General features: G+C 64.6%; 20 protein-coding genes. 10 read left to right on the forward strand and 10 right to left on the reverse strand.

What is annotated here, in order from left to right; translation table 11 throughout:
• Window positions 1-218: 218 nt before the first annotated feature.
• The gene (map, locus tag RYH74_RS18320; protein WP_084785070.1) at window positions 219-1,067 is read right to left on the reverse strand and encodes a type I methionyl aminopeptidase; all 849 of its coding nucleotides are present in this window, start codon (window positions 1,065-1,067) and stop codon (window positions 219-221) included.
• Window positions 1,068-1,333: 266 nt separating this feature from the next.
• Between map and RYH74_RS18325 the strand changes: the two genes are divergently transcribed.
• The 8 genes from RYH74_RS18325 to RYH74_RS18360 all read left to right on the forward strand — a co-directional run bounded on the left by RYH74_RS18325 (window position 1,334) and on the right by RYH74_RS18360 (window position 12,313).
• On the forward strand, window positions 1,334-5,359 hold the full coding sequence (locus tag RYH74_RS18325) for a bifunctional nitrate reductase/sulfite reductase flavoprotein subunit alpha (RefSeq protein WP_317409866.1): 4,026 nt from the start codon (window positions 1,334-1,336) through the stop codon (window positions 5,357-5,359).
• 307 nt (window positions 5,360-5,666) lie between these two features.
• Window positions 5,667-8,219: a nitrite reductase large subunit NirB gene (nirB, locus tag RYH74_RS18330; RefSeq protein WP_025338051.1), complete on the forward strand. Its 2,553-nt coding sequence runs from the start codon at window positions 5,667-5,669 to the stop codon at window positions 8,217-8,219.
• Entirely contained in the window at window positions 8,219-8,581 is a 363-nt protein-coding gene (nirD, locus tag RYH74_RS18335; RefSeq protein WP_075044032.1) for a nitrite reductase small subunit NirD, read from the forward strand. Before nirB ends, nirD begins: the two co-directional genes overlap by 1 nt.
• A 151-nt stretch (window positions 8,582-8,732) precedes the next feature.
• Entirely contained in the window at window positions 8,733-9,665 is a 933-nt protein-coding gene (pcaQ, locus tag RYH74_RS18340; RefSeq protein WP_085692390.1) for a pca operon transcription factor PcaQ, read from the forward strand.
• A gap of 334 nt (window positions 9,666-9,999) precedes the next feature.
• Complete coding sequence (locus RYH74_RS18345; protein WP_003257347.1) at window positions 10,000-10,764, forward strand: FKBP-type peptidyl-prolyl cis-trans isomerase; 765 nt, start codon at window positions 10,000-10,002, stop codon at window positions 10,762-10,764.
• A gap of 293 nt (window positions 10,765-11,057) precedes the next feature.
• A complete protein-coding gene (locus RYH74_RS18350) occupies window positions 11,058-11,498 on the forward strand; it encodes a YkvA family protein (RefSeq protein ID WP_015269270.1) in 441 nt (146 codons plus the stop codon).
• A 111-nt stretch (window positions 11,499-11,609) separates the two neighbouring features.
• Window positions 11,610-11,948: a multiprotein-bridging factor 1 family protein gene (locus RYH74_RS18355; protein ID WP_039614580.1), complete on the forward strand. Its 339-nt coding sequence runs from the start codon at window positions 11,610-11,612 to the stop codon at window positions 11,946-11,948.
• Window positions 11,945-12,313: a hypothetical protein gene (locus tag RYH74_RS18360; RefSeq protein WP_013971408.1), complete on the forward strand. Its 369-nt coding sequence runs from the start codon at window positions 11,945-11,947 to the stop codon at window positions 12,311-12,313. The genes RYH74_RS18355 and RYH74_RS18360 overlap by 4 nt, the downstream gene beginning before the upstream one ends.
• A gap of 48 nt (window positions 12,314-12,361) precedes the next feature.
• Here the strand turns inward: RYH74_RS18360 and RYH74_RS18365 are convergent, their stop codons facing one another.
• Both RYH74_RS18365 and RYH74_RS18370 read right to left on the reverse strand, forming a co-directional pair.
• Window positions 12,362-13,342: an EAL domain-containing protein gene (locus RYH74_RS18365; protein WP_317409867.1), complete on the reverse strand. Its 981-nt coding sequence runs from the start codon at window positions 13,340-13,342 to the stop codon at window positions 12,362-12,364.
• 118 nt (window positions 13,343-13,460) lie between these two features.
• Window positions 13,461-15,542 carry a carboxy terminal-processing peptidase gene (locus tag RYH74_RS18370; RefSeq protein WP_162276774.1) on the reverse strand — a complete coding sequence of 694 codons (2,082 nt, stop codon included), beginning with the start codon at window positions 15,540-15,542 and terminating at the stop codon, window positions 13,461-13,463.
• 144 nt (window positions 15,543-15,686) lie between these two features.
• Between RYH74_RS18370 and RYH74_RS18375 the strand changes: the two genes are divergently transcribed.
• Window positions 15,687-16,649: an NAD(P)H-quinone oxidoreductase gene (locus tag RYH74_RS18375; protein WP_317409868.1), complete on the forward strand. Its 963-nt coding sequence runs from the start codon at window positions 15,687-15,689 to the stop codon at window positions 16,647-16,649.
• Between the two features lie 123 nt (window positions 16,650-16,772).
• Here RYH74_RS18375 and RYH74_RS18380 read toward each other — a convergent pair whose 3' ends face one another.
• From RYH74_RS18380 to RYH74_RS18405, 6 genes are all read right to left on the reverse strand, one after another.
• On the reverse strand, window positions 16,773-17,426 hold the full coding sequence (locus RYH74_RS18380) for an HAD family hydrolase (protein ID WP_075044037.1): 654 nt from the start codon (window positions 17,424-17,426) through the stop codon (window positions 16,773-16,775).
• Window positions 17,427-17,440: 14 nt separating this feature from the next.
• Window positions 17,441-18,430 (reverse strand): ABC transporter ATP-binding protein, encoded by a 990-nt coding sequence (locus RYH74_RS18385; protein WP_286101198.1) that lies wholly within the window; start codon window positions 18,428-18,430, stop codon window positions 17,441-17,443.
• 1 nt (window position 18,431) lies between these two features.
• Complete coding sequence (locus RYH74_RS18390) at window positions 18,432-19,226, reverse strand: ABC transporter permease (protein ID WP_013971414.1); 795 nt, start codon at window positions 19,224-19,226, stop codon at window positions 18,432-18,434.
• Complete coding sequence (locus RYH74_RS18395; protein ID WP_046616725.1) at window positions 19,216-20,067, reverse strand: ABC transporter permease; 852 nt, start codon at window positions 20,065-20,067, stop codon at window positions 19,216-19,218. The genes RYH74_RS18390 and RYH74_RS18395 overlap by 11 nt, the downstream gene beginning before the upstream one ends.
• Window positions 20,064-20,870, reverse strand: a complete 807-nt coding sequence (locus RYH74_RS18400) for an alkaline phosphatase family protein (protein WP_075044040.1) — start codon at window positions 20,868-20,870, stop codon at window positions 20,064-20,066. The genes RYH74_RS18395 and RYH74_RS18400 overlap by 4 nt, the downstream gene beginning before the upstream one ends.
• Window positions 20,871-21,027: 157 nt before the next feature.
• The gene (locus RYH74_RS18405; protein WP_085617658.1) at window positions 21,028-22,092 is read right to left on the reverse strand and encodes an ABC transporter substrate-binding protein; all 1,065 of its coding nucleotides are present in this window, start codon (window positions 22,090-22,092) and stop codon (window positions 21,028-21,030) included.
• 316 nt (window positions 22,093-22,408) lie between these two features.
• Here RYH74_RS18405 and phnR point away from each other — a divergent pair, with 316 nt between their 5' ends.
• Window positions 22,409-23,122: a phosphonate utilization transcriptional regulator PhnR gene (gene phnR / locus RYH74_RS18410; protein WP_025338064.1), complete on the forward strand. Its 714-nt coding sequence runs from the start codon at window positions 22,409-22,411 to the stop codon at window positions 23,120-23,122.
• 100 nt (window positions 23,123-23,222) lie between these two features.
• Here the strand turns inward: phnR and RYH74_RS18415 are convergent, their stop codons facing one another.
• Window positions 23,223-25,352 carry a mechanosensitive ion channel family protein gene (locus RYH74_RS18415; RefSeq protein ID WP_317409869.1) on the reverse strand — a complete coding sequence of 710 codons (2,130 nt, stop codon included), beginning with the start codon at window positions 25,350-25,352 and terminating at the stop codon, window positions 23,223-23,225.
• Window positions 25,353-25,360: the final 8 nt, after the last annotated feature.

A 25,360-nucleotide genomic window follows, 5' to 3' on the forward strand; every position in this document is an offset into this window, starting at 1 on the left:
CTTCCAGGGCCTACTGAACACCCGGAAGTAACAAAAAAAGCGACCTTAGGGTCGCTTTTTTTGTTTCTGCCTTTGGCAAAAAACTATCTTGTATTGCCTGTCAGGGCCTCATCGCCGGCAAGCCAGCTCCCACCTCGACCGCATTGATCTCAAGCCTTACGCTATACCTGTGGGAGCTGGCTTGCCGGCGAATGGGCTGCGACGCAGCCCCGGCAATCTCAGCGGCGACGCTCTTCTTCCCGTAAGGTGAGCACCTCAACCCCATCCTCGGTCACCGCCACCGTATGCTCCCACTGCGCCGACAAGCTGTGGTCGCGGGTAATCACCGTCCAGCCATCCTTCAGCGTGCGCGTCCCGCGTCCGCCCTGGTTGATCATCGGTTCGATGGTAAACACCATCCCCGGCTTCAACTTCAGGCCCATCCCGCGCTGGCCAATGTGCAGCACCTCCGGCCCTTCATGCATCTGTTGGCCGATGCCATGCCCGCAATACTCACGTACGACGCTGTAGCCCGCCGCTTCGGCATGGGTCTGGATGGCATGGCCGATATCACCCAGCGTAGCCCCGGGGCGTACCTGTTCGATGCCTTTCCATAGCGCGTCATAGGTGGTGTCGACCAGGCGCTGCGCCTCATCGCTGATCGGCCCGATGCTGTACATCTTTGACGAGTCGGCGATATAGCCGCCTTGTTCCAGGGTGATGTCGACGTTGATGATCGAGCCTTCCTTCAGCACTTCATCGACCTTGGGCATGCCATGGCACACCACATGGTCCACCGAGGTGTTGAGCGAATAGGGGAAACCATACTGGCCCTTGCTCGCCGGGCGGGCCTTGAGCGTGCCGACGATGAACGCCTCGGCGCGGTCATTGATCTGCATGGTGGTCACGCCGGGGCGGATGAAGCTGTCGAGGTCGGCGAACACCTGGGCAAGCAGCTGGCCGGCGCGGCGCATCAGGTCGAGTTGGGCGGGGGTCTTGATAATCACCTGGGACATGGGGGGAGGGCAGTGGCTCGTGCTGGAATGTGCCCCAGCATAGCGCCATGGGGTGTGGGGTTGCCATCGCATGGTGCACAGCCTGTACCGGCCCCTTCGCGGGTGAACCCGCTCCCACAGGGATATCGCAAGGCCTGAGGGCAGTGATGTACCTGTGGGAGCGGGTTCACCCGCGAAGAGGCCGGCACAGCTGGCCCATTAATTGCTGATCTACCGCTACCCAGGGCTATCAACGTCGACAGCCCACAAAACTTCACGACAAAGGCGCCGTGTTGCCCCGCTTGCCCAGCAAGCAGGGGCAGCCGGCGCCTTTTTGCGTTCCCTACAGGAGCCCGCCCATGGCCAACAGCGAAGTGCGCAGCGTCTGCCCCTACTGCGGCGTTGGTTGCGGCATCGTCATGAGCGTTGCCGATGGCAAGGTCGGCAAGATCAGCGGCGACAAGCAGCACCCCAGCAACTTCGGCCGCCTGTGCACCAAAGGCCTCACCGCACACCTGCCGCTGACCGCCGCCGGGCGCATGGAGGATGCCTATGTGCGCCAGCAGCGCAGCCAGCAGCCAGCGCGTACCGGCATCGACCAGGCCATCGCCGCCGCCGCCGGGCGTTTGCGCGGCATCATCGACCAGTACGGCCCCGACGCCCTGGCGCTGTACGTGTCCGGGCAGATGTCGCTGGAGGCCCAGTACCTGGCCAACAAGCTGGCCAAGGGCTTTATCCGCACCCGTCACATCGAGTCCAACTCGCGCCTGTGCATGGCCAGCGCCGGCAGCGGCTACAAGCTGTCGCTCGGTGCCGATGGCCCGCCCGGCAGCTACCAGGACTTCGAGCACGCCGACGTATTCCTGGTGATCGGCGCCAACATGGCCGACTGTCACCCGATCCTGTTCCTGCGCCTGCTCGACCGGGTCAAGGCGGGTGCCAAGCTGATCGTCGTCGACCCGCGGCGTAGCGCCACCGCCGACAAGGCCGACCTGTTCCTGCAGGTGCGCCCCGGCAGCGACATGGCCTTGCTCAACGGCCTGCTGCACCTGCTGCTGCGTAACGGCCACACCGACCCCGACTTCATCGCCCGCCACACCGAAGGCTGGGACGAACTGCCGGCCTTTCTCGATGACTACACCCCTGACCGGGTGGCCGCCATCACCGGGCTGGCCGAGGCCGACATCATCAAGGCCGCCGAATGGATCGGCGGCGCCAGCAACTGGATGAGCTGCTGGACCATGGGCCTGAACCAGAGCATCCACGGCACCTGGCACACCAATGCAATCTGCAACCTGCACCTGGCCACGGGCGCCATCTGCCGCCCCGGCAGCGGGCCGTTCTCGCTGACCGGCCAACCCAATGCCATGGGCGGCCGCGAGATGGGCTACATGGGCCCCGGCCTGCCAGGCCAACGCTCGGCGCTGGTAGCGCAAGACCGCGCCTTCGTCGAGCAGCAGTGGCAACTGGCCCCGGGCAGCCTGCGCAGCGAAGGCGGCGAGGGCACGGTGGCGCTGTTCGAGCAGATGAAAAGCGGCGTGGTAAAGGCCTGCTGGGTCATCTGCAGCAACCCGGTGGCCAGTGTCGCCAACCGCCAGCAAGTGATCGACGGCCTGCGCCAGGCCGAACTGGTGATTACCCAGGATGCCTTCCTCGACACCGAGACCAACCGCTACGCCGACATCCTGCTACCGGCTGCGCTGTGGGCCGAAGGCGAGGGCGTGATGATCAACAGCGAGCGCAACCTCACCCTCATGCCACGTGCCGTCGAACCGCCCGGGCAGAGCCTGCCAGACTGGCAGATCATCGCCCGGGTCGCCTGCGCCATGGGCTATGCCGACGCCTTCGACTACCCCGATGCCGAGGCGGTGTACGAGGAGATCCGCCGCTTTCACAACCCAACCACCGGCTACGACCTGCGGGGCATCGGCTATGCCGAACTGCGCGAGCAGCCGCACCAGTGGCCCTGCGCCCCGGGCCGCGACAACCCGCGCAGCCCGCTGCGCTATCGCAACGACGGCAGCAGCCAGACGCTGTTGCGCGATGCCCAGAGCGAGTGCCCGGTGTTGGCCTTCCCGACCACCAGCGGTAAGGCCCGCTTCTTCGCCCGGCCCTGGTTGCCGGCGGCGGAGCTGCCGGATGCCGATTACCCCATGGTGCTGAATACCGGCCGCGTGCAGCACCAGTGGCACACCCTGACCAAGACCGGCAAGGTACCGGCGCTGAACAAGCTGGAGCCCGGACCCTTCGTGGAAATCCACCGCGACGATGCTGCCCGGCTGGGCATCGCCGAAAAGGACCAGGTGGCCATTCGCTCGCGCCGCGGGCAGGCCTTGCTGCCCGCGCGAATCAGCGACCGGGTCATGCCTGGCAACTGCTTTGCCCCGTTCCACTGGAACGACCTGATCGGCGAGCAACTGGCGATCAACGCCGTGACCTGCGATGCGGTCGACCCGCTGTCGCTGCAGCCGGCGTTCAAGCATTGTGCCGTGACCCTGGAGCGGGTTGCCGGTGAGCGCATCGAAGCCCTTGATCTGAACACTGCCAATCCGGAGCCAGCCCGCATGCTGACCGCTACCCTGTCCCGTCTGCTTGGCCTGGACACCCTGCCAGCTCCGGTGCTGGCCGAGGAAGAGCGCCATTACCTGCAAGGCTTCCTGCTGGGCCTGGACCAGGCCCGCGCCGAGGGCGTGTCCTGCCTGCCGGCCAGTGCGCCGCTGGCCGCCAACCGCCGGTTGTTCGTCGATGGCTTGCTGGCCGGGCTGTTCGCCCAGCCGGCGGTGCTGCCCGATGCGGCGTTGATAGCACCACGGCACCAGGTGCTGTGGGCTTCGCAAACCGGCAACGGCGAGCTGTTGGCCGAACGCTGTGCCGAGCGCCTTCGCGGTGCCGGCCTCGACGTGCAGCTCAGTTGCATGGAAGCGGTCAGCCCGCGCCAGCTGCAGGGCGCCGCCAGCGTGGTGCTGATCGCCAGCACCTTTGGCGATGGCGACGCGCCCGACAGCGCAGCGGCATTCTGGCAAGCCTTGCAAGGCGAGGAGGGCGCCCACTGCGCCGAACTGCCTTTTGCCGTGCTGGCCCTGGGCGACTCCAGTTACGACCAGTTCTGCGGCTTTGGCCGCAAGCTCGACCAACGCCTGGCCGAGCTGGGTGGGCGGCGCCTGCTGCAGCGGGTGGACTGCGAGCCGGACTTCGAAGACGCCTTCGCCGCCTGGTTGGATGCGCTGCTGCCCACGCTAGGCAGCGCTGCTGCACCGCAACCAGTCACCGAGCCTGCGCCCGTGGCGGCCTATGGCAAGCAGCAACCCTGGGCTGCCACCTTGCTGGAAAACCGCCTGCTCAACGGCCCGGGTGCCAGCAAGGAAACCCGTCAACTGGTGTTCGACCTGAGCGGCAGCGGTTTCACCTATGCCGCCGGTGATGCCTTGGGCGTGTGGCCGCGCAACTGTCCGGCCCTGGTCGACGAGCTGCTGGTGCTGATGCAGCTCGATGGCCAGACCATGGTTCAGCTGAAAGGCCATCCCGCCATGCCGCTGGCCGAAGCCCTGCAAGCGCACCTGGAGATCGCCAAGGTCACCACGCAGCAGCTGCAGGCCTTCGCCGGCAATGCCCCGGACCTGCAGCGCCTGCTGCAGCCCGAGTGCAAGGCCGAGCTGCAGGACTGGTTGTGGGGGCGGCAACTGGTCGATGTGCTGCGAACCTTCCCCCAGCAGCTGCCGCTGGCCAGCTGGCTGGAGCTGCTCAAGCCGTTGCAGCCGCGCCTGTACTCGATCAGCTCCAGCCCGCTGGCGCACCCGCAGCAGGTGCACCTGACCGTTTCCACGGTGCGCTATGGCGCGCGCAAAGGGGTGTGTTCAAGCTTCCTTGCCGACCGTGCGCAGGCACTGAAGGTAGCCATCTTCCCGCAAGTGTCGAAGCACTTTCGCCTGCCCGAGGACGACAGCGTGCCGGTGATCATGGTCGGCCCCGGCACCGGTATTGCGCCGTTCAGGGCCTTCCTCGAAGAGCGAGAGGCACGTGGGGCGAAAGGGGCCAACTGGCTGTTCTTCGGCGAGCAGTACGCGGCCACCGATTTCTATTACCAGGAGCAGCTGCAGGCCTGGCAGGCTGCAGGGCACCTGCGTCTGGACACGGCGTTTTCACGCGACCAGGCCGAGAAGGTCTACGTGCAGCAGCGCATGCTCGAACAAGGCGCGCAGTTGTGGCAGTGGCTGGAGGCGGGGGCATACTTCTATGTGTGTGGCGATGCACAGCGTATGGCCAAGGATGTGGATGCGGCGTTGCGGGCCATCGTCGCCGAGCATGGCGGCATGGATGCAGCGGCGGCTGCGGCTTATGTCGAAGCGCTGGGCAGGGCCAAGCGGTATCGGCGGGATGTGTATTGATGTGCTCCAAGATGGGGAGTGATGCACTTGGAATGTGCATTTGCTGTACTGGCCTCTTCGCGGGTAAACCCGCTCCCACAGGTACAGCACAGGTCTGAAAAATTGTGGAGATCCCCTGTGGGAGCGGGTTCACCCGCGAAGAGGCCAGCACAGGCAAACCAGTTGGCACACTCCCTGCTTTACCCTGAATACAACAAAGCCCACTGATCAACGGCGATCAACCCGGGCCCCCTACCGTGATGAATACAGGCAAAGGCGCCTGGAGCTTCGGCTCCAGGCGCTTTTTTTTTTGATCGAGGATCGGCTTATGAAGGCAACAGCGAGCAGCGGGCAACGAGAGCGACTGGTCATCGTCGGCAACGGCATGGTCGGCCACCATTGCGTCGAACAACTGGTCAGCCGCGGCGCCCTGCAGCGCTTCGAGGTGCATGTGTTCGGCGAAGAGCGCCAACGCGCCTACGACCGCGTGCACCTGTCCGAGTACTTCGGCGGCAGCTGTGCCGAAACCCTGGCCCTGTGCGAGCAGGACTTCTACGGTACCAACGGTGTGCACCTGCACCTCGGCGAAGCGGTGCTGGAAATCGACCGTGAGCGCGGCGAAGTGGTCACCGCCGAGGGCCGCTATGGCTACGACCAGCTGGTGCTGGCCACAGGTTCCTACCCCTTCGTGCCGCCGATCGAAGGTTCCAGCGGCAATGCCCGCCTGGTCTACCGCACCCTTGACGACCTCGACGGCATCCGCGCTGCCGCAGCCAGTGCCCGCCGTGGCGTGGTAGTGGGCGGTGGCCTGCTTGGCCTGGAAGCAGCCAACGCCCTCAAGTCGCTGGGCCTGGAAGCCCACGTGGTGGAATTCGCCCCGCGGCTGATGCCGGTGCAGCTGGACGGCGAGGGCGGTGCCGCGCTCAAGGCACAGATCGAAGCGCTGGGCGTTGGCGTGCATCTGTCGCGCGCCACCCAGTCGATCAGTGCGGGTGAAGACTACCGCTACCGCATGAACTTCGATGGCGGCGAGCACCTGGAAACCGACCTGATCGTGTTCTCCGCGGGTATCCGCCCGCAGGATGCCCTGGGCCGTGCCTGTGGCCTGGACATCGCCGCGCGTGGCGGCGTGGTGATCGACAACCATTGCCGCAGCAGCGACCCACGCATCTTTGCCATCGGCGAGTGCGCCTCGTGGAACGGCAGCGTGTTCGGCCTGGTTGCCCCGGGCTACAGCATGGCGCGCAACCTGGCGGCATTGCTGATGGGTGAAGCCGCTGGCGAATTCACCGGTGCCGACATGTCGACCAAGCTCAAGTTGCTGGGCGTGGATGTCGGCTCCATCGGCGATGCCCATGGCGCCACCCCGGGCGCACGCAGCTACCGCTTCATCGACGAAGCCAACAGCGCCTATCGCCGGCTGGTGGTGGATGCCAGCGGCAAGCATGTGCTCGGTGCGGTGCTGGTGGGCGACAACAGCTACTACGACACCCTGCTGCAGTACGCCCAGAACGGCATCGCCCTGCCAGCCGACCCCGCGGCACTGATCCTGCCGCAAGGCGGCGGCGCACCGGCCCTGGGCGCCGATGCGCTGCCCGACAGCGCGACCATCTGCTCGTGCCACAACGTCAGCAAGGGCGCGGTCTGCGCCGCCATCGACAGCGGCTGCGGCGACCTTGCCGCAGTCAAGGGCTGCACCAAGGCCGCCACCGGTTGTGGTGGTTGCGCGGCACTGCTCAAGCAGGTGTTCGAGCATGAGCTGACCGCCCGTGGCGTGGCGGTGGACAAGAGCCTGTGCGAGCACTTCGCCTACACCCGTCAGGAGCTGTACGGGCTGGTGCGGGTAGAGGGTATCCGCACTTTCAACGAACTGCTCGAACGCCACGGCAAGGGCCACGTTGGCTGCGACATCTGCAAGCCGGCGGTGGGCAGTATCCTCGCCTCGTGCTGGAACCAGCCGATCATGGACCCGGCGCTGGTGCCGCTGCAGGACACCAACGACACCTTCATGGCCAACATGCAGAAGAACGGCACCTACTCGGTGGTGCCGCGCATCCCCGGTGGTGAGATCACCCCCGACAAGCTCATCGTGATCGGCCAGGTGGCGAAAAAGTACGACCTGTACACCAAGATCACCGGCGGCCAGCGCATCGACCTGTTCGGCGCCCAGTTGCACGAGCTGCCGCTGATCTGGGGCGAGCTGATCGAGGCCGGCTTCGAAACCGGCCATGCCTACGGCAAGTCGACCCGCACGGTGAAATCTTGCGTCGGCAGCACCTGGTGCCGTTACGGCGTGCAGGACAGCGTCGGCATGGCCCTGCGCCTGGAAGACCGCTACAAAGGCCTGCGCAGCCCGCACAAGCTCAAGTTCGCGGTGTCCGGCTGCACTCGCGAATGCGCCGAGGCACAGAGCAAGGACATCGGCGTGATCGCCACCGACAAGGGCTGGAACCTGTACGTGTGCGGCAATGGCGGCATGCGCCCGCGGCATGCCGAACTGTTTGCCACCGACCTCGACGACGAAACCCTGGTGCGCCTGATCGACCGCGTGCTGATGTTCTACATCCGCACCGCTGACAAACTGCAGCGCACCTCGGTGTGGCGCGAGAACCTGGAAGGTGGGCTGGACTACCTGAAGCAGGTGATCATCGACGACAGCCTGGGTCTGGCCAGCGAGCTGGAGGCGCAGATGCAGCATGTGGTCGACCAGTATGAATGCGAATGGGCCAACGCCCTCAACGACCCCGAGAAGCTCAAGCGCTTCCGTACTTTCGTCAACGACCGCCGCGCCGACCCGGACGTGCACTTCGTGCGCGAACGCGAACAGCGCCGGCCTGCTGCGCCACTGCACCTGATCCCAACCGTCGAGGAGGCTGTCTGATGAACTTGTCCAATGCTGCTGTGAAAACCCACGAGAACTGGCAGGCGGTGTGCCAGGCGGATGACCTGGTGGCCGACTCCGGGGTGGTGGTCTGGCTCGACGGGGCCCAGGTGGCGCTGTTCTACCTACCGGGGCAGGCGCAGCCGCTGTACGCGGTGGACAACCGTGACCCGCGGTCCGGCGCCAACATCATCGGCCGCGGGCTGGTGGGCAGTGTGCAGGGTGAGCTGGTGGTGGCCGCGCCGTTGTACAAGCAGCACTTCAGCCTGGAGAGTGGGGAATGCCTAGAAGATGGCGGGCAGCGGCTGCGGGTGTGGCCGGTGCGGTTGAACGGGGAGGCGGTGGAGTTGGCTGTGGCCTGATATTCGTCTGCCGCCTGCACCGGCCCTTTCGCGGGCGCGCCCGCTCCCACAGGTACTGCACAGGTCTGGAGAGCTGTGGAGATCCCTGTGGGAGCGGGTTCACCCGCGAAAGGGCCGGTACAGGTTAGTTGCATGCGGTAAGCTTGAGCCCATGAACCTCGACACCCGCATCAAGTACCGCCACCTGCTGTGCTTCCTGGAGATTGCCCGGCAGGGCAGCCTGGCCAGGGCTGCCGACATCCTGGCAATCAGCCAGCCAGCCATCTCCAAGACCCTCAAGGAACTCGAAGACCTGCTGGAAACGCGCCTGTTCGCGCGCAGCCGCCAGGGCGTCGAGCTGACCCCGGCCGGCACGCGTTTCATGCGCTACGCCGGGCCCAGCGTGCAGGCCCTGCGCGATGGCGTCAGCAGCCTGCGTGGCGAGGCGCGGGCGCCGTCGCAGGTGCGCATCGGCGTGTTGTCCACGGTCGAAGGCCTGCTCATGCCCGAAGTGCTGTGCCGCCTGCACCAGCGCCATGAGGCGCTGGTAATCAGTGTGGTCACAGGGGTCAGCGCGCAGCTGCTCGGCCAGTTGCGCCTGGGCGAACTGGAACTGGTGGTCGGGCGCATGACCGACAGCCCACAGATCCAGGGCCTGTCGTTCGAGCACCTGTACAGCGAATCGATGAGCCTGGTGGTGCGGCCCGGCCACCCGTTGCTGGCCGGCACGCCGGTGGAGCGGGCGCAGGTGGGCCGTTACCCGTTGGTATTGCCGCCCGCAGGCACCACCATCCGCCAGCATGCCGACAGCCTGTTCGTGCAATGTGGCATCCAGATGCCCGCCCAGCGCCTGGAAACCCTGTCGCTGGCACTGAGCCGGCGCTACCTGCTGGGCAGCGATGCCGTGTGGGTGGCACCGCGCGATGCGGTGCTGCTCGACCTGCGCCGGGGCGAGCTGGTCGAGCTCGACCTGGGTGTGCGCGAGCCTGGCGGCTCGGTCGGCATCTGTCGCAATGCCGCCTTGCCGCAGAGCCTGCCCGGCCAGTGGGTATGCGAGGTGTTGCGCGAGGTAGCGGGGCAGTACCGAGAGGGCAGCTACCCCTGAACGCAGGTTTGGCCCTATCGCCGGCAAGCCAGCTCCCACAGGGATAGCACCTGCTTCGGGGCCTGTGGTCAATCTGTGGGAGCTGGCTTGCCGGCGATAGGGCCAGTGCAGGCTTCTCAGCATTCAGCTAAATAAATCCCCCGCAAAACCGGGCAAAGGCGCCGCAACCGGTCAATACTGGCCAGTGGCTGCACATCCTTTGATGAATAAGCGTTTAACTACTGAACTTCCTTACCAAAACCCGCTCCTATGCCGGTAGCCATTGGTCATGGCCGCCTGCTAAGCTCGCGGCTTTACCCTGATTGCCCTTTTGGCGCATGAACAAGGAAATAGCATGAAACAGCATCGTTTGGCGGCTGCGGTTGCCCTGGTAGGCCTGGTACTGGCTGGCTGTGATCAACAGACCAGCAGCCCCGAGCTGAAGACTCCGGCACAGAAAGCCTCCTACGGTATCGGCCTGAACATGGGCAAGAGCCTGGCTCAGGAAGGCATGGAAGACCTTGATTCGAAAGCAGTCGCCCTCGGCATCGAAGACGCCGTTGGCAAGAAGGAACAGCGCATCAAGGACGAAGAGCTGGTAGAGGCCTTCACCGCGCTGCAGAAGCGTGCCGAAGAGCGCCTGGCCAAGGCCAGCGAAGAAGCCGCCTCCGCCGGCAAGAAGTTCCTCGAGGAAAACGCCAAGAAACCAGGCGTGGTCACCACTGCCTCGGGCCTGCAGTACGAAGTGGTCAAGAAGGCCGACGGCCCGCAGCCCAAGGCGACCGACGTGGTCACCGTCCACTACGAAGGCAAGCTGATCGATGGCAAGGTGTTCGACAGCTCCGTCGAGCGCGGCAGCCCGATCGACCTGCCGGTCAGCGGCGTGATCCCGGGTTGGGTCGAAGGCCTGCAGCTGATGCACGTCGGCGAGAAGTACAAGCTGTTCATCCCGGCTGAACTGGCCTACGGTGCGCAGAGCCCAAGCCCGCTGATCCCGGCCAACTCGGTACTGGTATTCGACCTGGAACTGATCGCCATCAAGGATCCGGCCCAGCTGCAAGGCGCCGAGCCGGAAGCGGAAGCTCCTGCCGAGGCCCCGGCCGAAGCGCCTGCCAAGTAACACTGGCTGGCCTACGCAAAACGCCCCGTCCTGACGGGGCGTTTTCGTTTGTGCCGGGTAGTTGGACGAACCTGCAACTGCTGATACTGTCCGAGGAAATGCAGCGTGAAGAAGCAGAATGCTTCTGACGCAAACCGTTTGCGGCGTACGCACCCAAGGTGTGAAACGACTGTGTAAAAAACGCCCGATCTGACCGGGGCCCTTGCCTGGCAGGCACCCGGGGTCGGAAACGTCGCCCTGTTCACAAGGTTATCCACAATAAATGTGGATAACCTTTTCCTCTTGGAGGCTCCATGAGCGCACCCTGGAATTTCGCCCGTTTCCTGCCCTTGGCCGAGCGCCTGCTCAGCCGTGGCCGGTTGCCGGCCTTGCTGTTTGCGGTAGCCCGCAAAGGCCCGCGCATCGGCCAGTTGCGTGAAGACGTGAAGCTGCTGCAGTCGCTGTGCCTGGCCTGGTGGCGCGGCGAGTATCGCGCCATCAGCCCCAAGGCGCTGGTCACCATCGTCGCCGGGCTGCTGTATTTCGTCAGCCCCATCGACGCCATCCCCGACTGGCTGCTGGGCGTGGGTTTTCTAGACGACATCGCGGTACTGGGTTGGGTGCTTAAGACCGTGGCCGACGAACTGGCGCGCTTCAAGGCCTGGCGTGACAGCCAGGCGCCCGAACGGCTGCGCGTGGTCGAGCGCCTGCCAGCCACCCCCGAAGCGCTGCGGTTGGAACGCAACACGCAGTGAAACTGGCCGCAACCGCAGCGCAACTGCACAGACCCCAGAGTTGGTAATATAATTGGCATAAGGGTTATGCCTACGGATTACATGCTGTAATCCTTTTTAAAGGGGTTTGTAATGGGTATTCAGGTCATCAGCCGGGACGGTCAACCCGAGTACGCCGTCGTTCCCTGGGAACAGTACCAGGCACTGCTCAAGGCCGCAGGGCAGGCACCTGCCGAGGTGGTTGCCAGTGAAGCACAGGGCGATGCAGCCAGTGCGCCATTGCCGGCCTTCAGCGAGGTGGCACAGATTCGCCAGGCCAAGGGCATTGCCCCTGAGCAACTGGCGCGCAATGTCGGGGTAAGCCCGGCTTACCTGGCCATGATCGAATCGGGCGAACGCCAGCCGGATGCTGCCATCCGCCGAGCCCTGGCCTGGCATCTGGGGGTGGCTGGCTGGAGCGAGCCATCATGAGCCAGGTCAGGATCAGCCGTCAGCACTGGGATAACCTGCTGGGCGAGCTTGACCTGGCCCGTCGTCAACGTCACTTGCTGACGTATCGAGCGCTCATCGAGCGCTTGCAGTTGCCCAGCCCGGCCATGCAGACGCTGACAGCCGCGCTGGAGTACCTGGCGGTGCTGGATGCCCGCGCCGAGCAGCCATTGCGCAGCTCGCTGGTGATCAGCCAGGGTGCCAGCCGTTTGCCGCGTACTGGTTTTTTTGAGTGCGTTGAACGGTTGGGCCGATTTTCCGGGCCGGTCGACGGCATGGAAGCGGCCTCATGGCATGCCTCCGAGGTGGTCAGGGTGTTCGAGTACAGCTACCCCGAAACGGCCTGAAGCGTTACCTGTTCTGGCCTCTTCGCGGGTAAACCCGCTCCCACAGGTTCACCACAGGTCTTGAGTCTTGTGTTGTACCTGTGGGAGCGGGTTTACCCGCGAAGAGGCCGGAACAGGCAAAGCATCTCTGTGGATCAGCCCACAAGCCCTGCCATCGGCATCTACCACCGCCAATGACTCCAGGTGCCGGTGCCGGCCAAACAACTCCAGCAACTGCCCAATCGTGGCATTGAGCCGCACCGTCGGCTGTCCGGCCTGCGGAACGTTCATCAGCGCCGGTAGCGGCCTGCTTTCGCGCGCCCCCAGCTCCTGCGGCCGCCCCAGCAGGTAGCCCTGCACCAGGTCCACGCCCATCTCCATCAGCACCGCCAGCTCTTCCGCCAGCTCGATGCCTTCGGCAATTACCTGCGCCTTCGACGCCCGGGCAATCTGCAGTATCGAACCGACGAACTCACGCTTGAGCGGGTCGCGGTGGATGCCATCGATAAAATGGCGGTCGATCTTCACGTATTCGGGGCGCAGCTCCGACCACAGGCGCAGGCTGGAATAACCCGCCCCCAGATCGTCGATGGCAATCGAGAAGCCCATGTCCCGGTAGTGGTGCAGGGCATTGGACAGCAGTTGAAAGTCGTCGGTCGGGGTGTGTTCGGTCAGTTCGATCACCACCCGGCTGGGTGGCAGGCCGACCTGTTCGAGCAGTTTCAGGGTCTGGCCGGAGGGGTAGTGCGGCTCCAGCAGCGATTCCGGAGAGATGTTGAGAAACAGCTTGCCCTGCAGCTGCTGTTCGCTGAAACGCCGGCAGGCGCTTTCCCGGCAGGCAGCCTCCAGCTCGGTCAGGCGGCCGGCCTGGCGGGCGATGGTAAACAGGTTCAGCGGCGCGTGCAGCGGGCTGTTGGACGGCCCTCGGCTCAATGCTTCATGGCCGAAAACCCGTTGCTCGCTCAGGCACATGATCGGCTGGAACAGACTGTGGATGCTGCGTTGAGCCAGGATGGCACTCAAGGCACTGAGCTGTTCGGCGACGGTCATGACGTATTCCTGAAAATGAAAGGGCCGGGCGTTTCCACGCCCGGCCCCTCTATTTCACGACAGCGCGATGACTGTTTGATGACAAGTGAAGCTAATTTGCCATCATTGCCGCAGTGCCTTACTTCTTGGCCACCTTGGTGCTCGCGCTCAGGTAGTCGATCAGGATGCGACCGGTTTCCGACAGATAGGCATCGTCTTCCGGCTTGGTGTTTTCATCCTCGGTCGGCAGCGCGTCCTCGTCCTCTTTCTTCAGCTCCTTCAGCGGCTCTTCACCCTTGGCCTTGCGGCGGATGTTCTCCAGCGCCAGCTGCTTGGCTTCGATTTCGTCGTGGCGTGCACGGCGGTCCTGCTCGTTGAGGCTGACGGTCTTCTCGTTCATCAGCTTCTGGGTCAGGGCCAGGCGGTCGCGGATGTAGGTGAACTCCGCGTCCTTGTCGCTGCGCGCTTCATGCTGCGCCTTGAGTTGGGCCAGGAACGGCTTGAACGGGTCGGCCGCCGGCTTGACCACCGGGCGAATGGTGTCCCATGGCATGGCCTCGGGCAGGGCGCTCTCGCCGATTTCCTTGGTGTCGATGATCGACGGGTAGTCGATGTCTGGCAGCACGCCCTGGTGCTGGGTGCTCTGCCCGGAAACCCGGTAGAACTTGGCCAGGGTTAGCTTCAGCTCGCCATGGTTGAGTGGCTGGATGGTCTGCACGGTGCCCTTGCCGAAGGTCTGGCCACCGATGATCAGCGCACGGTGGTAGTCCTGCATGGCACCGGCGAAGATCTCCGAAGCCGAGGCCGACAGGCGGTTGACCAGCAGCGCCAGCGGGCCCTTGTAGAAGGCACCGGGGTTTTCGTCTTCCAGCACGTCGACACGGCCGTCGCTGTTGCGCACCAGCACGGTCGGGCCTTTCTCGATGAACAGGCTGGTCAGCTCGGTGGCTTCCTGCAGCGAGCCGCCGCCGTTGTTGCGCAGGTCGATGACCACGCCGTCGACTTTTTCTTTCTGCAGTTCGGTGAGCAGCTTCTTCACGTCCCGCGTGGTGCTCTTGTACTCCGGGTCACCGGCGCGGTAGGCCTTGAAGTCGAGGTAGAAGGCCGGGATCTCGATGATGCCCAGCTTGTAGTCACGCCCGTCCTGCTTGAGCTTGAGCACCGACTTCTTCGCTGCCTGCTCTTCGAGCTTCACCGCCTCGCGGGTGATCGACACGATCTTGCTGGTCTGGTCGCTAGGCGCGTTGCTCGCCGGGATGATCTCCAGGCGCACCACCGAGCCTTTCGGGCCGCGGATCAGCTTGACCACTTCGTCCAGGCGCCAGCCGACCACGTCGACCATTTCCTTGTTGCCCTGGGCCACGCCGATGATCTTGTCGGCCGGTGCCACCTGCTTGGTCTTGGCCGCCGGGCCAGCCGGCACCAGGCGCACGATCTTGACCTGGTCGTTGTCGCTCTGCAGCACTGCGCCGATGCCTTCCAGCGACAGGCTCATGTTGATGTCGAAGTTTTCCGCGTTGTCCGGCGACAGGTAGTTGGTGTGCGGGTCGTAGGACTGGGCGAAGGTGTTGATGTAGGCCTGGAAGATGTCCTCGGCACGGGTCTGGTCCAGGCGCGACAGCTGGTTCTTGTAGCGCTTGGTCAGGGTTTCCTGGATTTGCTTGGGTTCCTTGCCGGCGATCTTCTGGCGCAGCACTTCGTCCTTGACGCGTTTGCGCCACAAGTCGTCGAGCTCGGCCTGGTCCTTCATCCACGGGGCGTCCTTGCGGTCGATCAGCAAGGTTTCCTTGGCGTTGAAGTCGATCTTGTCCACGCCCTTGTTCAGCTCGGCCAGGGCGAAGTCCAGGCGTTGCTTGACGCGGTCCAGGTAGCGTTTGTAGATGGTGAAGCCCGGGTCCAGGTTACCGCTCTTGAGGAAATCGTCGAATTGCGTTTTCCATTTGTCGAATTCGGCGATGTCGGCAGCGGTGAAGTAGCTGCGCGCCGGGTCCAGCAGCTTGATGTAGCTGTCATAGATGATGACCGAACGGGCGTCGTCCAGCGGCGGCTTGCTGTAGTGGTGGCGCTTGAGCAATTCCACCACGTTGAGGCTGGCGACGATCTCGTCGCGGTCCGGCTGCAGGCTGTCCCATTTGTTGGCGGCCGCCGCATTGCCGCCGAGCGTGAGGCTGCCCAGGCCGATCATCAGCGCCAGGGCGGTGCTTGGGAGGAAATGCTTCATGCTGATTCGACGTGGAGACAATTGATCACGCATAGTAGGCCGTCTTTTCTGTTCACCGGTTGCAAAAAACCGGATGCATACTGCAAAAAGCCTGGGGACTTGGCGTTCCCAGGCTCGGTCATATGATTCAACTATGGAGGCACTGTGAAGGCATTGCAAGGCGTTGACGGACATGTGGCTTGGGTCGAGGCTGAGCGCCCGGCCTGCGACGCGGGTCAAGTGCGCATTCGCGTGGCCGCAGCGGGGCTGAACCGCGCCGATCTGCTGCAGATGAAAGGTTTGTATCCACCACCGCCAGGCGCCAGCCCCTACATGGGCCTGGAGTGCGCCGGGGTGATCGAGGAAGTGGGTGCCGGTGCCGACTGGCGGGTGGGTGACCGGGTGTGCGCGCTGCTGGCAAGCGGCGCCATGGCCGAGGAAGTGGTGGTGGATGCCCGCCACGTGCTGCCTGTGCCCGAAGGCCTGAGCCTGCACGAGGCGGCGGCGTTGCCGGAGGTGTATGCCACTGCCTGGCTGAACATCTTCCAGCTGGGTGGCGTGAAAGCTGGCGAGAAGGTGCTGGTGCATGCTGGCGCCAGCGGCGTTGGCTCGGCCGCCATCCAGCTGTGCAAGGCATTCGGCAGCCCGGTGTGGGTCAGCGTCGGTTCGCAGGACCGCCTGGCCTACTGCGAGGCGCTGGGCGCCACCGGCGGTGTGGTGCGCAACGAGAACCTGGAGGCGCTGGAAGGTTTCGGCCCGTTCGATGTGATTCTCGACCCGGTTGGCGCCAGCTACGGCGAGCTCAACCTCAAGCTGCTGGCGCGTGACGGGCGCTGGGTGATCATCGGCCTGATGGGCGGGCGCAAGTTCGAAATGGACCTGGCACAGGTACTGGGCAAGCGCCTGGAGATTACCGGCTCCACGCTGCGCAACCGCGACGACGGCTTCAAGGCCGAGTTGCTGCGCGATTTGCAGCAGCAGGTTTGGCCGCTGTTTGCCGAAGGGCGCCTGTCGCCGCAGCTGGTGGATACCTACCCGGTGGAGTTTGCCCAGGCGGCGTATGCCGAGCTTGAGACCAACCAGGTGTCGGGCAAGTTGGTGATGGTGATCGACCCAGGCCTGGTGTAGGCAGGCCCGGCCTCTTCGCGGGTGAACCCGCTCCCACAGGGATTACCACAGGCTTGAAAACTGTGTGGTCCCTGTGGGAGCGGGTTTACCCGCGAAAGGGCCGGTGCAGGCGATGTGGTTACCTCAGGCCCAGCTCAGGATCGGCCACTTGTTGACCTCGGCATGCTCCCGCAACACCGCATCCGGGTTCACCACATGCGGATGATCCACCTTCAACAACAACGGCAAATCGTTCCGCGAGTCGGAATAGAAACTCGCCCCCTCCAGGTTCTCCTGCTCCTGGTCCAGCCACTCCAGCAACCGCGTGATCTTCCCTTCGCGATAGGTCAGCACACCGTGGGTCTTGCCGGTATAAACCCCGTTCACCGCCTCCAGTTCGATCGCCAGGTATTCGTCCACCCCAAGCCGCGCCGCAATCGGCCCGACCAAGTGCGTACCCGACGCCGAAATGATCAGGATGCGATCCCCGCGCTTGCGGTGCTCGGCAATGCAGCGGCAGGCGTCGCCGTAGATGATCGGCTCGATCACCTCTTCGACCCACGGCGTCACCAGGTGCTCGACCTCTTCCAGGGTGCGCCCGGCAATCGGTTCCAGGCTGAAGGCCATGTACTCCTCCATCCGCAGATGGCCCCTGCCGTAGGCTTCCATCAACTCATGGTCGCGGCGCAGGAAGTCCTTGCCGTCGACCCAGCCCAGCCGGGCCATCTGCTCGCTCCACAGCGACGCGCAGTCGCCGTGGATCAGGGTTTCGTCCAGATCGAAAATTGCCAGTGCCATGGTGTTGATTCTCCTTAGGCCACTTCTCGTAGCGCCGTGGGGTCGATCGACAAGCTTACCCGTTGCCCGTCCGCGTGCAGGTCGGACGGTGAGCGGTTGAGCACGTCGACCACCAGTTCCACCTCGCGCACCCGCACCCGGTAGCGGATCACGTTACCCAGCAGGCTGTGGCTGCGCACTTCGGCGTCCAGTTCGCCGTTGATGCCCAGGGTGATCGACTCGGGGCGGATCGCCAGGCGGCTGGCCACCGGGCGCTGCAGCAGGCGGCTGGCGCTGTCGGCGTCGAGCAGGTTGTAGTTGCCGATGAAGCCGGCGGCAAACAGGTCCACCGGCGCGGTGTAGAGGGTTTCGGCATCGCCGCTCTGGACGATGCGGCCCTGGTTCATCAGGAAGATGCGGTCGGACATGGTCAGCGCTTCTTCCTGGTCGTGGGTGACGAAAATGGTGGTCAGCCCCAGCTCGCGCTGGATGGCGCGGATCTGCTCGCGCAGGTGCTTGCGGATGCGCGCATCCAGCGCCGACAGCGGCTCGTCGAGCAGCAGCAGGCGCGGGCGGGTGACCAGCGAACGGGCCAGGGCCACGCGCTGGCACTGGCCGCCGGACAACTGGTGCGGGTAGCGCCCGGCGAAGTTGCCCAGCTCCACCAGCTCCAGCGCCTCGCGTACCCGGGCCTGGCTTTCGTCGGCCTTGACCTTCTGCATGCGCAGGCCGAAGGCGACGTTCTGCTCCACGGTCATGTTGGGGAACAGCGCATAGCTCTGGAACACCATGCCGATACCGCGCTTTTGCGGGCTCAGCGGCACGATGTCATGGCCGTCGAGCAGGATCTGCCCGCTGTCCACCGGGGTGAGCCCGGCGATGCAGCGCAGCAGCGTGGACTTGCCGCAACCGGACGGGCCAAGCAGGGTAACGAACTCGCCGCGTTCGATACGGCAGTCGATGTTCTCGAACACCGGGCTGCCGGCATAGCTTTTTTGCAGTTTCTGTACGCTGACGAAGCTCATGTCAGGTCTTGTCCTTGTTCAGGCGGTTGGCGACCCACGTCAGTACCAGCACGAAGGCGAAGTACGAGATCACCAGCGCGCTGTTGAAGTGGCCGCTGCTGTTGCGCATGTTGTTCAGGTAAACCTGCAGGGTCTCGTAGCGGGTGCCGACCAGCAGGTTGGCGAACACGAACTCGCCAAACAGGAACGAGAACGACAGCAGCAGTGCCACCATCAGGCCCTTGCGCAGGTTCGGCAGCACCACCAGCAGCGCCGCCTGCCAGGTGCTGGCGCCCAGCAGCTGGGCGGCGTCCATCAGGTCGCGCAGGTTGATCGCCTGCAGGTTGTTGGTAATGGCCCGGTACATGAACGGCAGGGCAATGGTGAAGTAGCAGCCGATCAGGATCCACGGCGTGCCGACCATGGCCATGGGCCCGCTGCCATACAGCTGCAGCAGCCCCACCGACGACACCACCGGCGGTACCGCGAACGGCAGCAGGATGAGGATGTTCATCAGCGCGTCGAGCCTGGGGAAGTGGTAGTGCACCACGAACAGCAGTGGCAGGATCAGCACCACCGACAGCAGCAGTGCGCCCACGCACACCAGCAGCGACTGGCCGAAGGCAGCCAGGAAACGCGGCTCGCTCCACAGCGCGATGTACCACTTGAAGGTCAGGCCGCTGGGCAGCAAGCTGGCCGACCAGCTGGTGGCCAGCGAGTAGAGCAGGGTGCCGGCCAGCGGCAGCAGCAGGATGAGGAACAGCAGGTAGACCACGGCGCGGTGGTACCAGCCGCCGGAACGGGCGTCAGCGCGCATGGTAGCTCCTTTTCAGCAGCCATTGATGCACCACCGTGACCAGCGTCATCAGCCCCACCAGGACCATCGCCAGGGCGCTGGCCAGGTTGGGATCGAGGCTGATGTCACCGGCCACCAGGCCGGCGATGCGGATCGGCAGTACGTTGAAGTTGCCGGTGGTCAGCGCGTACACGGTGGCATAGGCACCGAGGGCGTTGGCCAACAGGATGACGAAGGTGCCCAGCAGTGCCGGGGTCAGCACCGGCAGGCCGATGTGCCGCCAGAATTGCCAGTGGTTGGCGCCCAGCAGCGCGGCCGACTCGCGCCAGTCTTCACGCAGGGCGTCGAACGCTGGGTACAGCAGCAACACGCCAAGCGGGATCTGGAAGTAGGTGTACACCAGGATCAGCCCGCTCTTGGAATAGATGCTGAAGTCCTCCAGCAGGCCGACCTGCTTCAGCAGCAGGGTCAGCGCGCCGTTGAAACCGAGCAGGATGATGAAGGCGAAGGCCAGCGGCACCCCGGCGAAGTTGCTGGTCATGTTGGCGAAGGCGCTGACGAAGTCGCGCAGCTTCGAGTCCACCTGGCGCAGCGAGTAGGCGCCGAGGGTGGCGATGACGATGCCGAACAGGCTCGACCAGAAGCTGATCTCCAGGCTGCGTTGCAGCGCCTGCAGGTAGAACTTCGAGGCGAATACCTTGCTGAAGTTGTCCACGCCCCAACCTGCTTCCGATTGCAGGCTGTTGATCGCCACCCAGGCCAGCGGGGCGATCTGGAAGATGACGAAGAACACGGCGAACGGTAGCAGGCAGAGCAGGGCCAGGTAGCGGCCACGGGCGCTGCTGCTCTTGGGTGTGGTCACTTCAGCAACTCCCGGCAGACACTCTTGTCATGCGGTGCGCCGAGCAGCTCGCAGATGGTCCCGCACAGCTCGGTCTGCAGCGGTTTGGCCGCAGGGTCGAGGCTGAAGGCATCGCCGAAGACGAACAGTGGCACTTCGCGCTCCTCGGTCAGCAGGCCATTGTGCGAGCGGTCGTTGTTCATGCCGTGGTCGGCGGTGACCAGTACCTGGTAGCCCTCTTCGAGCCAGCCTGGCAGGTAGTCGGCCAGCAGGATGTCGGCGCTGCGCGCGGCGTTGCGGTACTGGCTGCTGTCCAGGCCGTGGTGGTGGCCGACATCGTCGATGCTCATCGGGTGCACCAGCAGGAAGTTGGGGGCGTGGCGGCGGCGCAGGTATTCGCCATCGGCCAGCAGGTGCGAATCGGGGTAACGGTCGTCCCAGTAGAACAGCCCGTGCTGGATCGGCAGTTTCGGTGCGTGGGTATGGCGGTCGCGCTGCGGGTCGAAGGGCGAGCGGTTGTACAGCTCGCTCATCCAGTGATAGGCCGCCGCCGCAGTGCCCAGGTTGGCCTCGCGGGCGTAGTGGAACACGCTGCGCTGGTTGGACAGGCGGTTGACGTTGTTGTGCACGATGCCGCTGTCGATCGGCGGCACACCGGTGAGGATGCACTCGTACAGCGGCCGCGACAGCGACGGTAGTTCGCATTCCACGCGGTACAGCGCGGCACGGTCGGCCTCGACGTAGGCGTGCAGGTGGCCCATGGCGTGGTGGGCGACCTGGTAGTTGAGGCCGTCGAGCAGGACCAGGATGACGTTGTGGCTCATTCAATACTCCGCAAAGGAACCGGGGAGGGCTTCGCCCTCCTTTCGCGACACAAGGCCGCTCCCACAGGGACAGCGAAAACCTCTGGGGCGACGCAGGCCCTGTGGGAGCGGCCTTGCGTCGCGATGGGCTGCGCAGCAGCCCCAGGATGGTCCTGCCTTACTCCATCTCGATGATCACCTGCTCCTGCCACATCTGCGGCAGTTTCTTCGAGCTCGCTTCCCAGGCCTCGGCATTCTTGATCGGCTGCGCGGCCTTGTACTGTTCGTTGGGCAGCAGCTTGGCCTGCACATCGTCCGGCAGCTTCAGGTGCTCGGCACGGATCGGCCGCGCATGCCCCTTGGCCAGGTTGATCTGCCCGGCGTCGCTGAAGATGTATTCACGCGTCAGCTTGGCCGCGTTCGGGTGCTTGGCGTACTTGTTGATGACGGTGGTATAGCCGGAGATCACCGAGCCATCCGACGGGATCAGCACTTCGAAACGCTTGGGGTCGATCTGTTCACGGTAGCTCAGGCCATTGAAGTCCCACACCACGCCCACTTCCACTTCGCCCTTCTCCAGGGTCTGGATGGTCGGGTTGGCCAGCGACAGGCGCTTCTGCTGGGCCAGCTTGGTGAACAGCTGCAGGCCCGGTGCCAGGTTGGTCTCGTCACCCTTGTAGGCGATCGCCGCAGCCAGCACGCCGTTGGCGGCCTGGGCAGCGGTGCCGACGTCACCGATGGCGACCTTGTACTTGCCTTTTTCCAGGTCATGCCAGGAGGTTGGCCGCTCGCCTTCCTTGACCAGGTCCTTGTTGATGATGAAGGCGATGGTGCCGGTATAGGCCAGCGCCCAGTGGCCGTCCTTGTCCTTGGCCCAGGTCGGCACCTGGTCCCAGGTGCTCGGCTTGTACGCTTGGCTCACGCCCTTGCTCACGGCGATCGGGCCGAAGGCGGCACCCACGTCGCCGATGTCGGCGCTGGCGTTGTCCTTCTCGGCTTCGAACTTGGCGATTTCCTGGGCCGAGCTCATGTCGGTGTCGCTGTGCTTGAGGCCGTACTTGCTGGCCAGGTCTTCCCAGGTGCCTTTCCAGTTGGCCCAGGCATCGGGCATGCCCACGCTGTTGACGTTGCCTTCCTTGCGGGCGGCGTCTTCCAGGGCCTTGAGGTCGGTATCGGCGGCCATGGCCGTGGTACACAGGGCGATGGCCGAACCGAGCAGTGACGCCATGAACAACTTTTTCATCCGAAGCTCCTTGGGTGGGTGCCTTTAGCGATGGTTGTTATGAGTGAAGCCGTTGTCTGGTGACCGTTGGTCTAGGTCAGCAAACCTTGAGCCAAGGTAGGCTGCTTGCGTGACAGTTTGATGTAGGGAAGGGCCGGTGAAGGCCCTGAAGCTACAGCGTAGACCACGGAACCGCCCCGGTTCTGCTGGGTTGGCGCGTTTCTGGCAGTGCCTGGCCAAAGCCTTGTCACAGGATGTTCATCAGCCCTGCCTAGGCTTGCACTATTCTCCAAGTGCCCTGTTCTGGGGCTGGACTAGTCCAGATAGGTAACCTTTGATGCAGTCGATGCCACCGCGTGCGGTAACAGCCATCTGTCACGCTCTGCAGGAGCAGATCGAGCACGGCCTGCTGGCGCCGGGCGGCAAGCTGCCGGCCGAGCGCAAGCTCAGCGAGGTGTTCGATACCACGCGCATTACCCTGCGTGAGGCGCTGGTGCAGCTGGAAGCCCAGGGGCTGATCTACCGCGAAGAGCGCCGCGGCTGGTTCGTCGCGCCCGAACGGCTGACCTACGACCTGATCGAGCGCAGCCACTTCCATGCCATGGTCCGCGACCAGGGGCGGGTGCCCAGTACCGAACTGTTGTCGGCGCGGCTGCAGCCGGCCTCGGCGGCCATCTGTGCGCGCTTGCAGCTGCCGGCGTTGTCCAGTGTGGTGCGTATCTGCCGGTTACGGCGGATCGATGGGCGGGCAGTGCTGTATGCCGAGCACTACCTCAACCCCCGGTACTTCCCGGAGATTCTCGAACAGGACCTGGCCCAGTCGCTGACCGAGATTTATGGGCGGGTGTATGGCATCCAGTATGGGCAGGTGTGCTTCGAGATCTTGCCGACGGCGTTGCCGGTGGAGGCGGCCAGTGCCTTGAAGGTGTCGGCGGGAAGCCCAGGGCTGCATATCACCCGGGTCAACAGTGACCAGCATGGGCACCTGATCGACTGTGACCTGGAGTATTGGCGGCATGATGCCATCCGCATCCGCGCCCAGGCTGGATGAAAAGTTGGCTTCTTCGCGGGTAAACCCGCTCCCACAGGGACCGCACAGGTTTCAGCCTTTGCACAGTACTTGTGGGAGCGGGTTCACCCGCGAAGAGGCCCTAACTGGAGGAACCGGCAGTCACTACCTGCACTGACAACCTTGGCGTGGCCAAATCCAGCCCCGCCTCATCCAGCTGCCGCTTCAACGCCAGGTTGAACGCCCGCGAAACCTCCCACTGCTTGATCGGCGCAGTCTTGAACCGCGCCCGCAATATCGCCGACCCCGACTCGAAGCTCTCCACCCCCTGAAGCTCCAGCGGCGACCAGATGTTGCGGCGCATCAGCGGGTCGTTGCGCAGCTTCTGCCCAACTTCGCGAATCAGCGTGATCGCCTGGTCGATGTTCATGCTGTGCGGGATCGCCACGCGGAAGATCGCGTAGCCGAACTCGCGCGAGTAGTTCTTGATGCTCTTGATCTCGCTGAACGGGATGGTATGCACGATGCCGTCGATGTCACGCAGGCGCACGGTACGGATGGTCAGCCCCTCCACCGTGCCCAGGTGGCCACCCACATCGACGTAGTCGTCGATGGCCAGCGAGTCCTCGATGATGATGAACAGCCCGGTGATCAGGTCGGCCACCAGTGACTGCGCACCAAAGCCGATGGCCAGGCCGATCACACCGGCACCCGCCAGCAGCGGGGTGACGTTCATGCCCATGTTGGCCAGGGCGACGATCACCGCGATGATGAAGATGACCACGAACATCACGTTGCGGATCAACGGCATCATGGTTTGCGCGCGGGCGTTGGCCAGGCCTCGGCGCGAACGCACCAGGGCGTGGTGCACGGCGGTGTCGGCAAGGATCCACACCAGCCAGGCGACGATCAGCGTGCCGGCCAGGCCCAGCAGGCGCACGCTTATGTCGTGGCCGTCGCCTTCGGCGAAGCTGATCATCGACAGGCCCCACACGCGCAGCCCCAGCTCGATGAACACCAGCCAGATGAACAGGTGCACCAGCAGGTAACCGAAGTTGCGCAGGCGCTCGGCATACACCGCCTGGCGCTTGTTGGCGCGCTTGGGGTTGGCGGCGTGGCGGCGCACCAGGCCGTTGAGCACCATGCACACCACCACCAGCACCGTGCACATCAGCGACTGGCGCAGGGCGGTGCTGGTGTCGCCGGCCGAGATGAAGGTAGCGAACAGCGAAATCGCCACCAGGATCAGTGCCGGCACGAACCAGAAGCTGCCGAGGATCTCGATGGTGTCGCTGAGGGTGCGCCGGGTCAGGCGCCGTGACAGTGGCTGGTTGCGGATCAGGTGGGCGATCGGGCGGCGGAAGCGCAGGATGAACAGCCCGGTGCACAGCGCCGCAATCACGTTGGCCAGGGTGGCCAGTGCGTGGGCCAGGTGGGTGCCGAGGGCGACCATCAGGCGCGGGTCGCTCATCGCTTCGCCAAACGCGGCGAAGCTGCCGATCAGCCATAGCGGGCGAAACGCCTGGTGGCGCAGGATGTGCAGGGCGCGGTGGCGGTGGGGGCCGTCGAGCAGCGAGAAGGCGATCACGCAGATGGCCGAGAAGCAGGTGCCGACCACCAGTGCGTAGGCCAGCACCATGGCCAGCGACTTGCCCAGCGACGGCGGCAGCACGAAGCTCAGGTACACGGTGAACAACAGCGCAACCAGCCACGGGCCCAGCTTGCGCAGGGCAAAGCGCACAAGGTCCCAGGTGCGCGGGTGCTGTGGCAGTTCCTCGCTCAGGCCAAAACGCAGGCGTACCCGATGCCCGACCCAGTTGAAGACGTAGGCCAGCACGCTCCAGACGGCAATGACGGCGGCAAAGCCGAACAGGATGGCCGGCCACTGGTGCACCGGCACCATCAACTCGGTCAGTTCGGCCTGGGCCTGTTCGATTTCCGCGGCCCAGCGATGGAACGGGCTGGCATCGCCGCTGAACTGCTTTTCGAAGTCATGCAGGGCGCCGCCGATCAGGCCGAGCACGCCCTGTTCGACGGTGGGTTGCGATTGCCTGGTGGCGTCGCGCAGCTTTTTCAGGTCGGCCAGCAGCTTGGCCCGCTGCTGGTCGTTTTCCAGGTTCTTGATCACCTCGTCCAGCGACTTGCCCAGCGGTTCGCTGGCCTCTGGCTGCGCGGGCGCGCTGCCACCCAGCAGGCCTGGCAGGCCCGCAGCCTGTAGCGGGGTGACAAACAGGAACAGCAGCAGGAACAGGCAACGCAGGAGGGCAGGCACTGGCAAAA

Source organism: Pseudomonas sp. LSJ-87 (genome assembly GCF_032971465.1).
Lineage (GTDB): Bacteria > Pseudomonadota > Gammaproteobacteria > Pseudomonadales > Pseudomonadaceae > Aquipseudomonas > Aquipseudomonas putida_Z.

Excerpts from the sequence above, each read along its gene's own strand:
- map (WP_084785070.1), bottom strand. The coding sequence starts at position 1,067 with ATGCGATGGCAACCCCACACCCCATGGCGCTATGCTGGGGCACATTCC.
- RYH74_RS18325 (WP_317409866.1), top strand. The coding sequence starts at position 1,334 with ATGGCCAACAGCGAAGTGCGCAGCGTCTGCCCCTACTGCGGCGTTGGT.
- nirB (WP_025338051.1), top strand. The coding sequence starts at position 5,667 with ATGAAGGCAACAGCGAGCAGCGGGCAACGAGAGCGACTGGTCATCGTC.
- nirD (WP_075044032.1), top strand. The coding sequence starts at position 8,219 with ATGAACTTGTCCAATGCTGCTGTGAAAACCCACGAGAACTGGCAGGCG.
- pcaQ (WP_085692390.1), top strand. The coding sequence starts at position 8,733 with ATGAACCTCGACACCCGCATCAAGTACCGCCACCTGCTGTGCTTCCTG.
- RYH74_RS18345 (WP_003257347.1), top strand. The coding sequence starts at position 10,000 with ATGAAACAGCATCGTTTGGCGGCTGCGGTTGCCCTGGTAGGCCTGGTA.
- RYH74_RS18350 (WP_015269270.1), top strand. The coding sequence starts at position 11,058 with ATGAGCGCACCCTGGAATTTCGCCCGTTTCCTGCCCTTGGCCGAGCGC.
- RYH74_RS18355 (WP_039614580.1), top strand. The coding sequence starts at position 11,610 with ATGGGTATTCAGGTCATCAGCCGGGACGGTCAACCCGAGTACGCCGTC.
- RYH74_RS18360 (WP_013971408.1), top strand. The coding sequence starts at position 11,945 with ATGAGCCAGGTCAGGATCAGCCGTCAGCACTGGGATAACCTGCTGGGC.
- RYH74_RS18365 (WP_317409867.1), bottom strand. The coding sequence starts at position 13,342 with ATGACCGTCGCCGAACAGCTCAGTGCCTTGAGTGCCATCCTGGCTCAA.
- RYH74_RS18370 (WP_162276774.1), bottom strand. The coding sequence starts at position 15,542 with ATGAAGCATTTCCTCCCAAGCACCGCCCTGGCGCTGATGATCGGCCTG.
- RYH74_RS18380 (WP_075044037.1), bottom strand. The coding sequence starts at position 17,426 with ATGGCACTGGCAATTTTCGATCTGGACGAAACCCTGATCCACGGCGAC.
- RYH74_RS18385 (WP_286101198.1), bottom strand. The coding sequence starts at position 18,430 with ATGAGCTTCGTCAGCGTACAGAAACTGCAAAAAAGCTATGCCGGCAGC.
- RYH74_RS18390 (WP_013971414.1), bottom strand. The coding sequence starts at position 19,226 with ATGCGCGCTGACGCCCGTTCCGGCGGCTGGTACCACCGCGCCGTGGTC.
- RYH74_RS18400 (WP_075044040.1), bottom strand. The coding sequence starts at position 20,870 with ATGAGCCACAACGTCATCCTGGTCCTGCTCGACGGCCTCAACTACCAG.
- RYH74_RS18405 (WP_085617658.1), bottom strand. The coding sequence starts at position 22,092 with ATGAAAAAGTTGTTCATGGCGTCACTGCTCGGTTCGGCCATCGCCCTG.
- phnR (WP_025338064.1), top strand. The coding sequence starts at position 22,409 with ATGCAGTCGATGCCACCGCGTGCGGTAACAGCCATCTGTCACGCTCTG.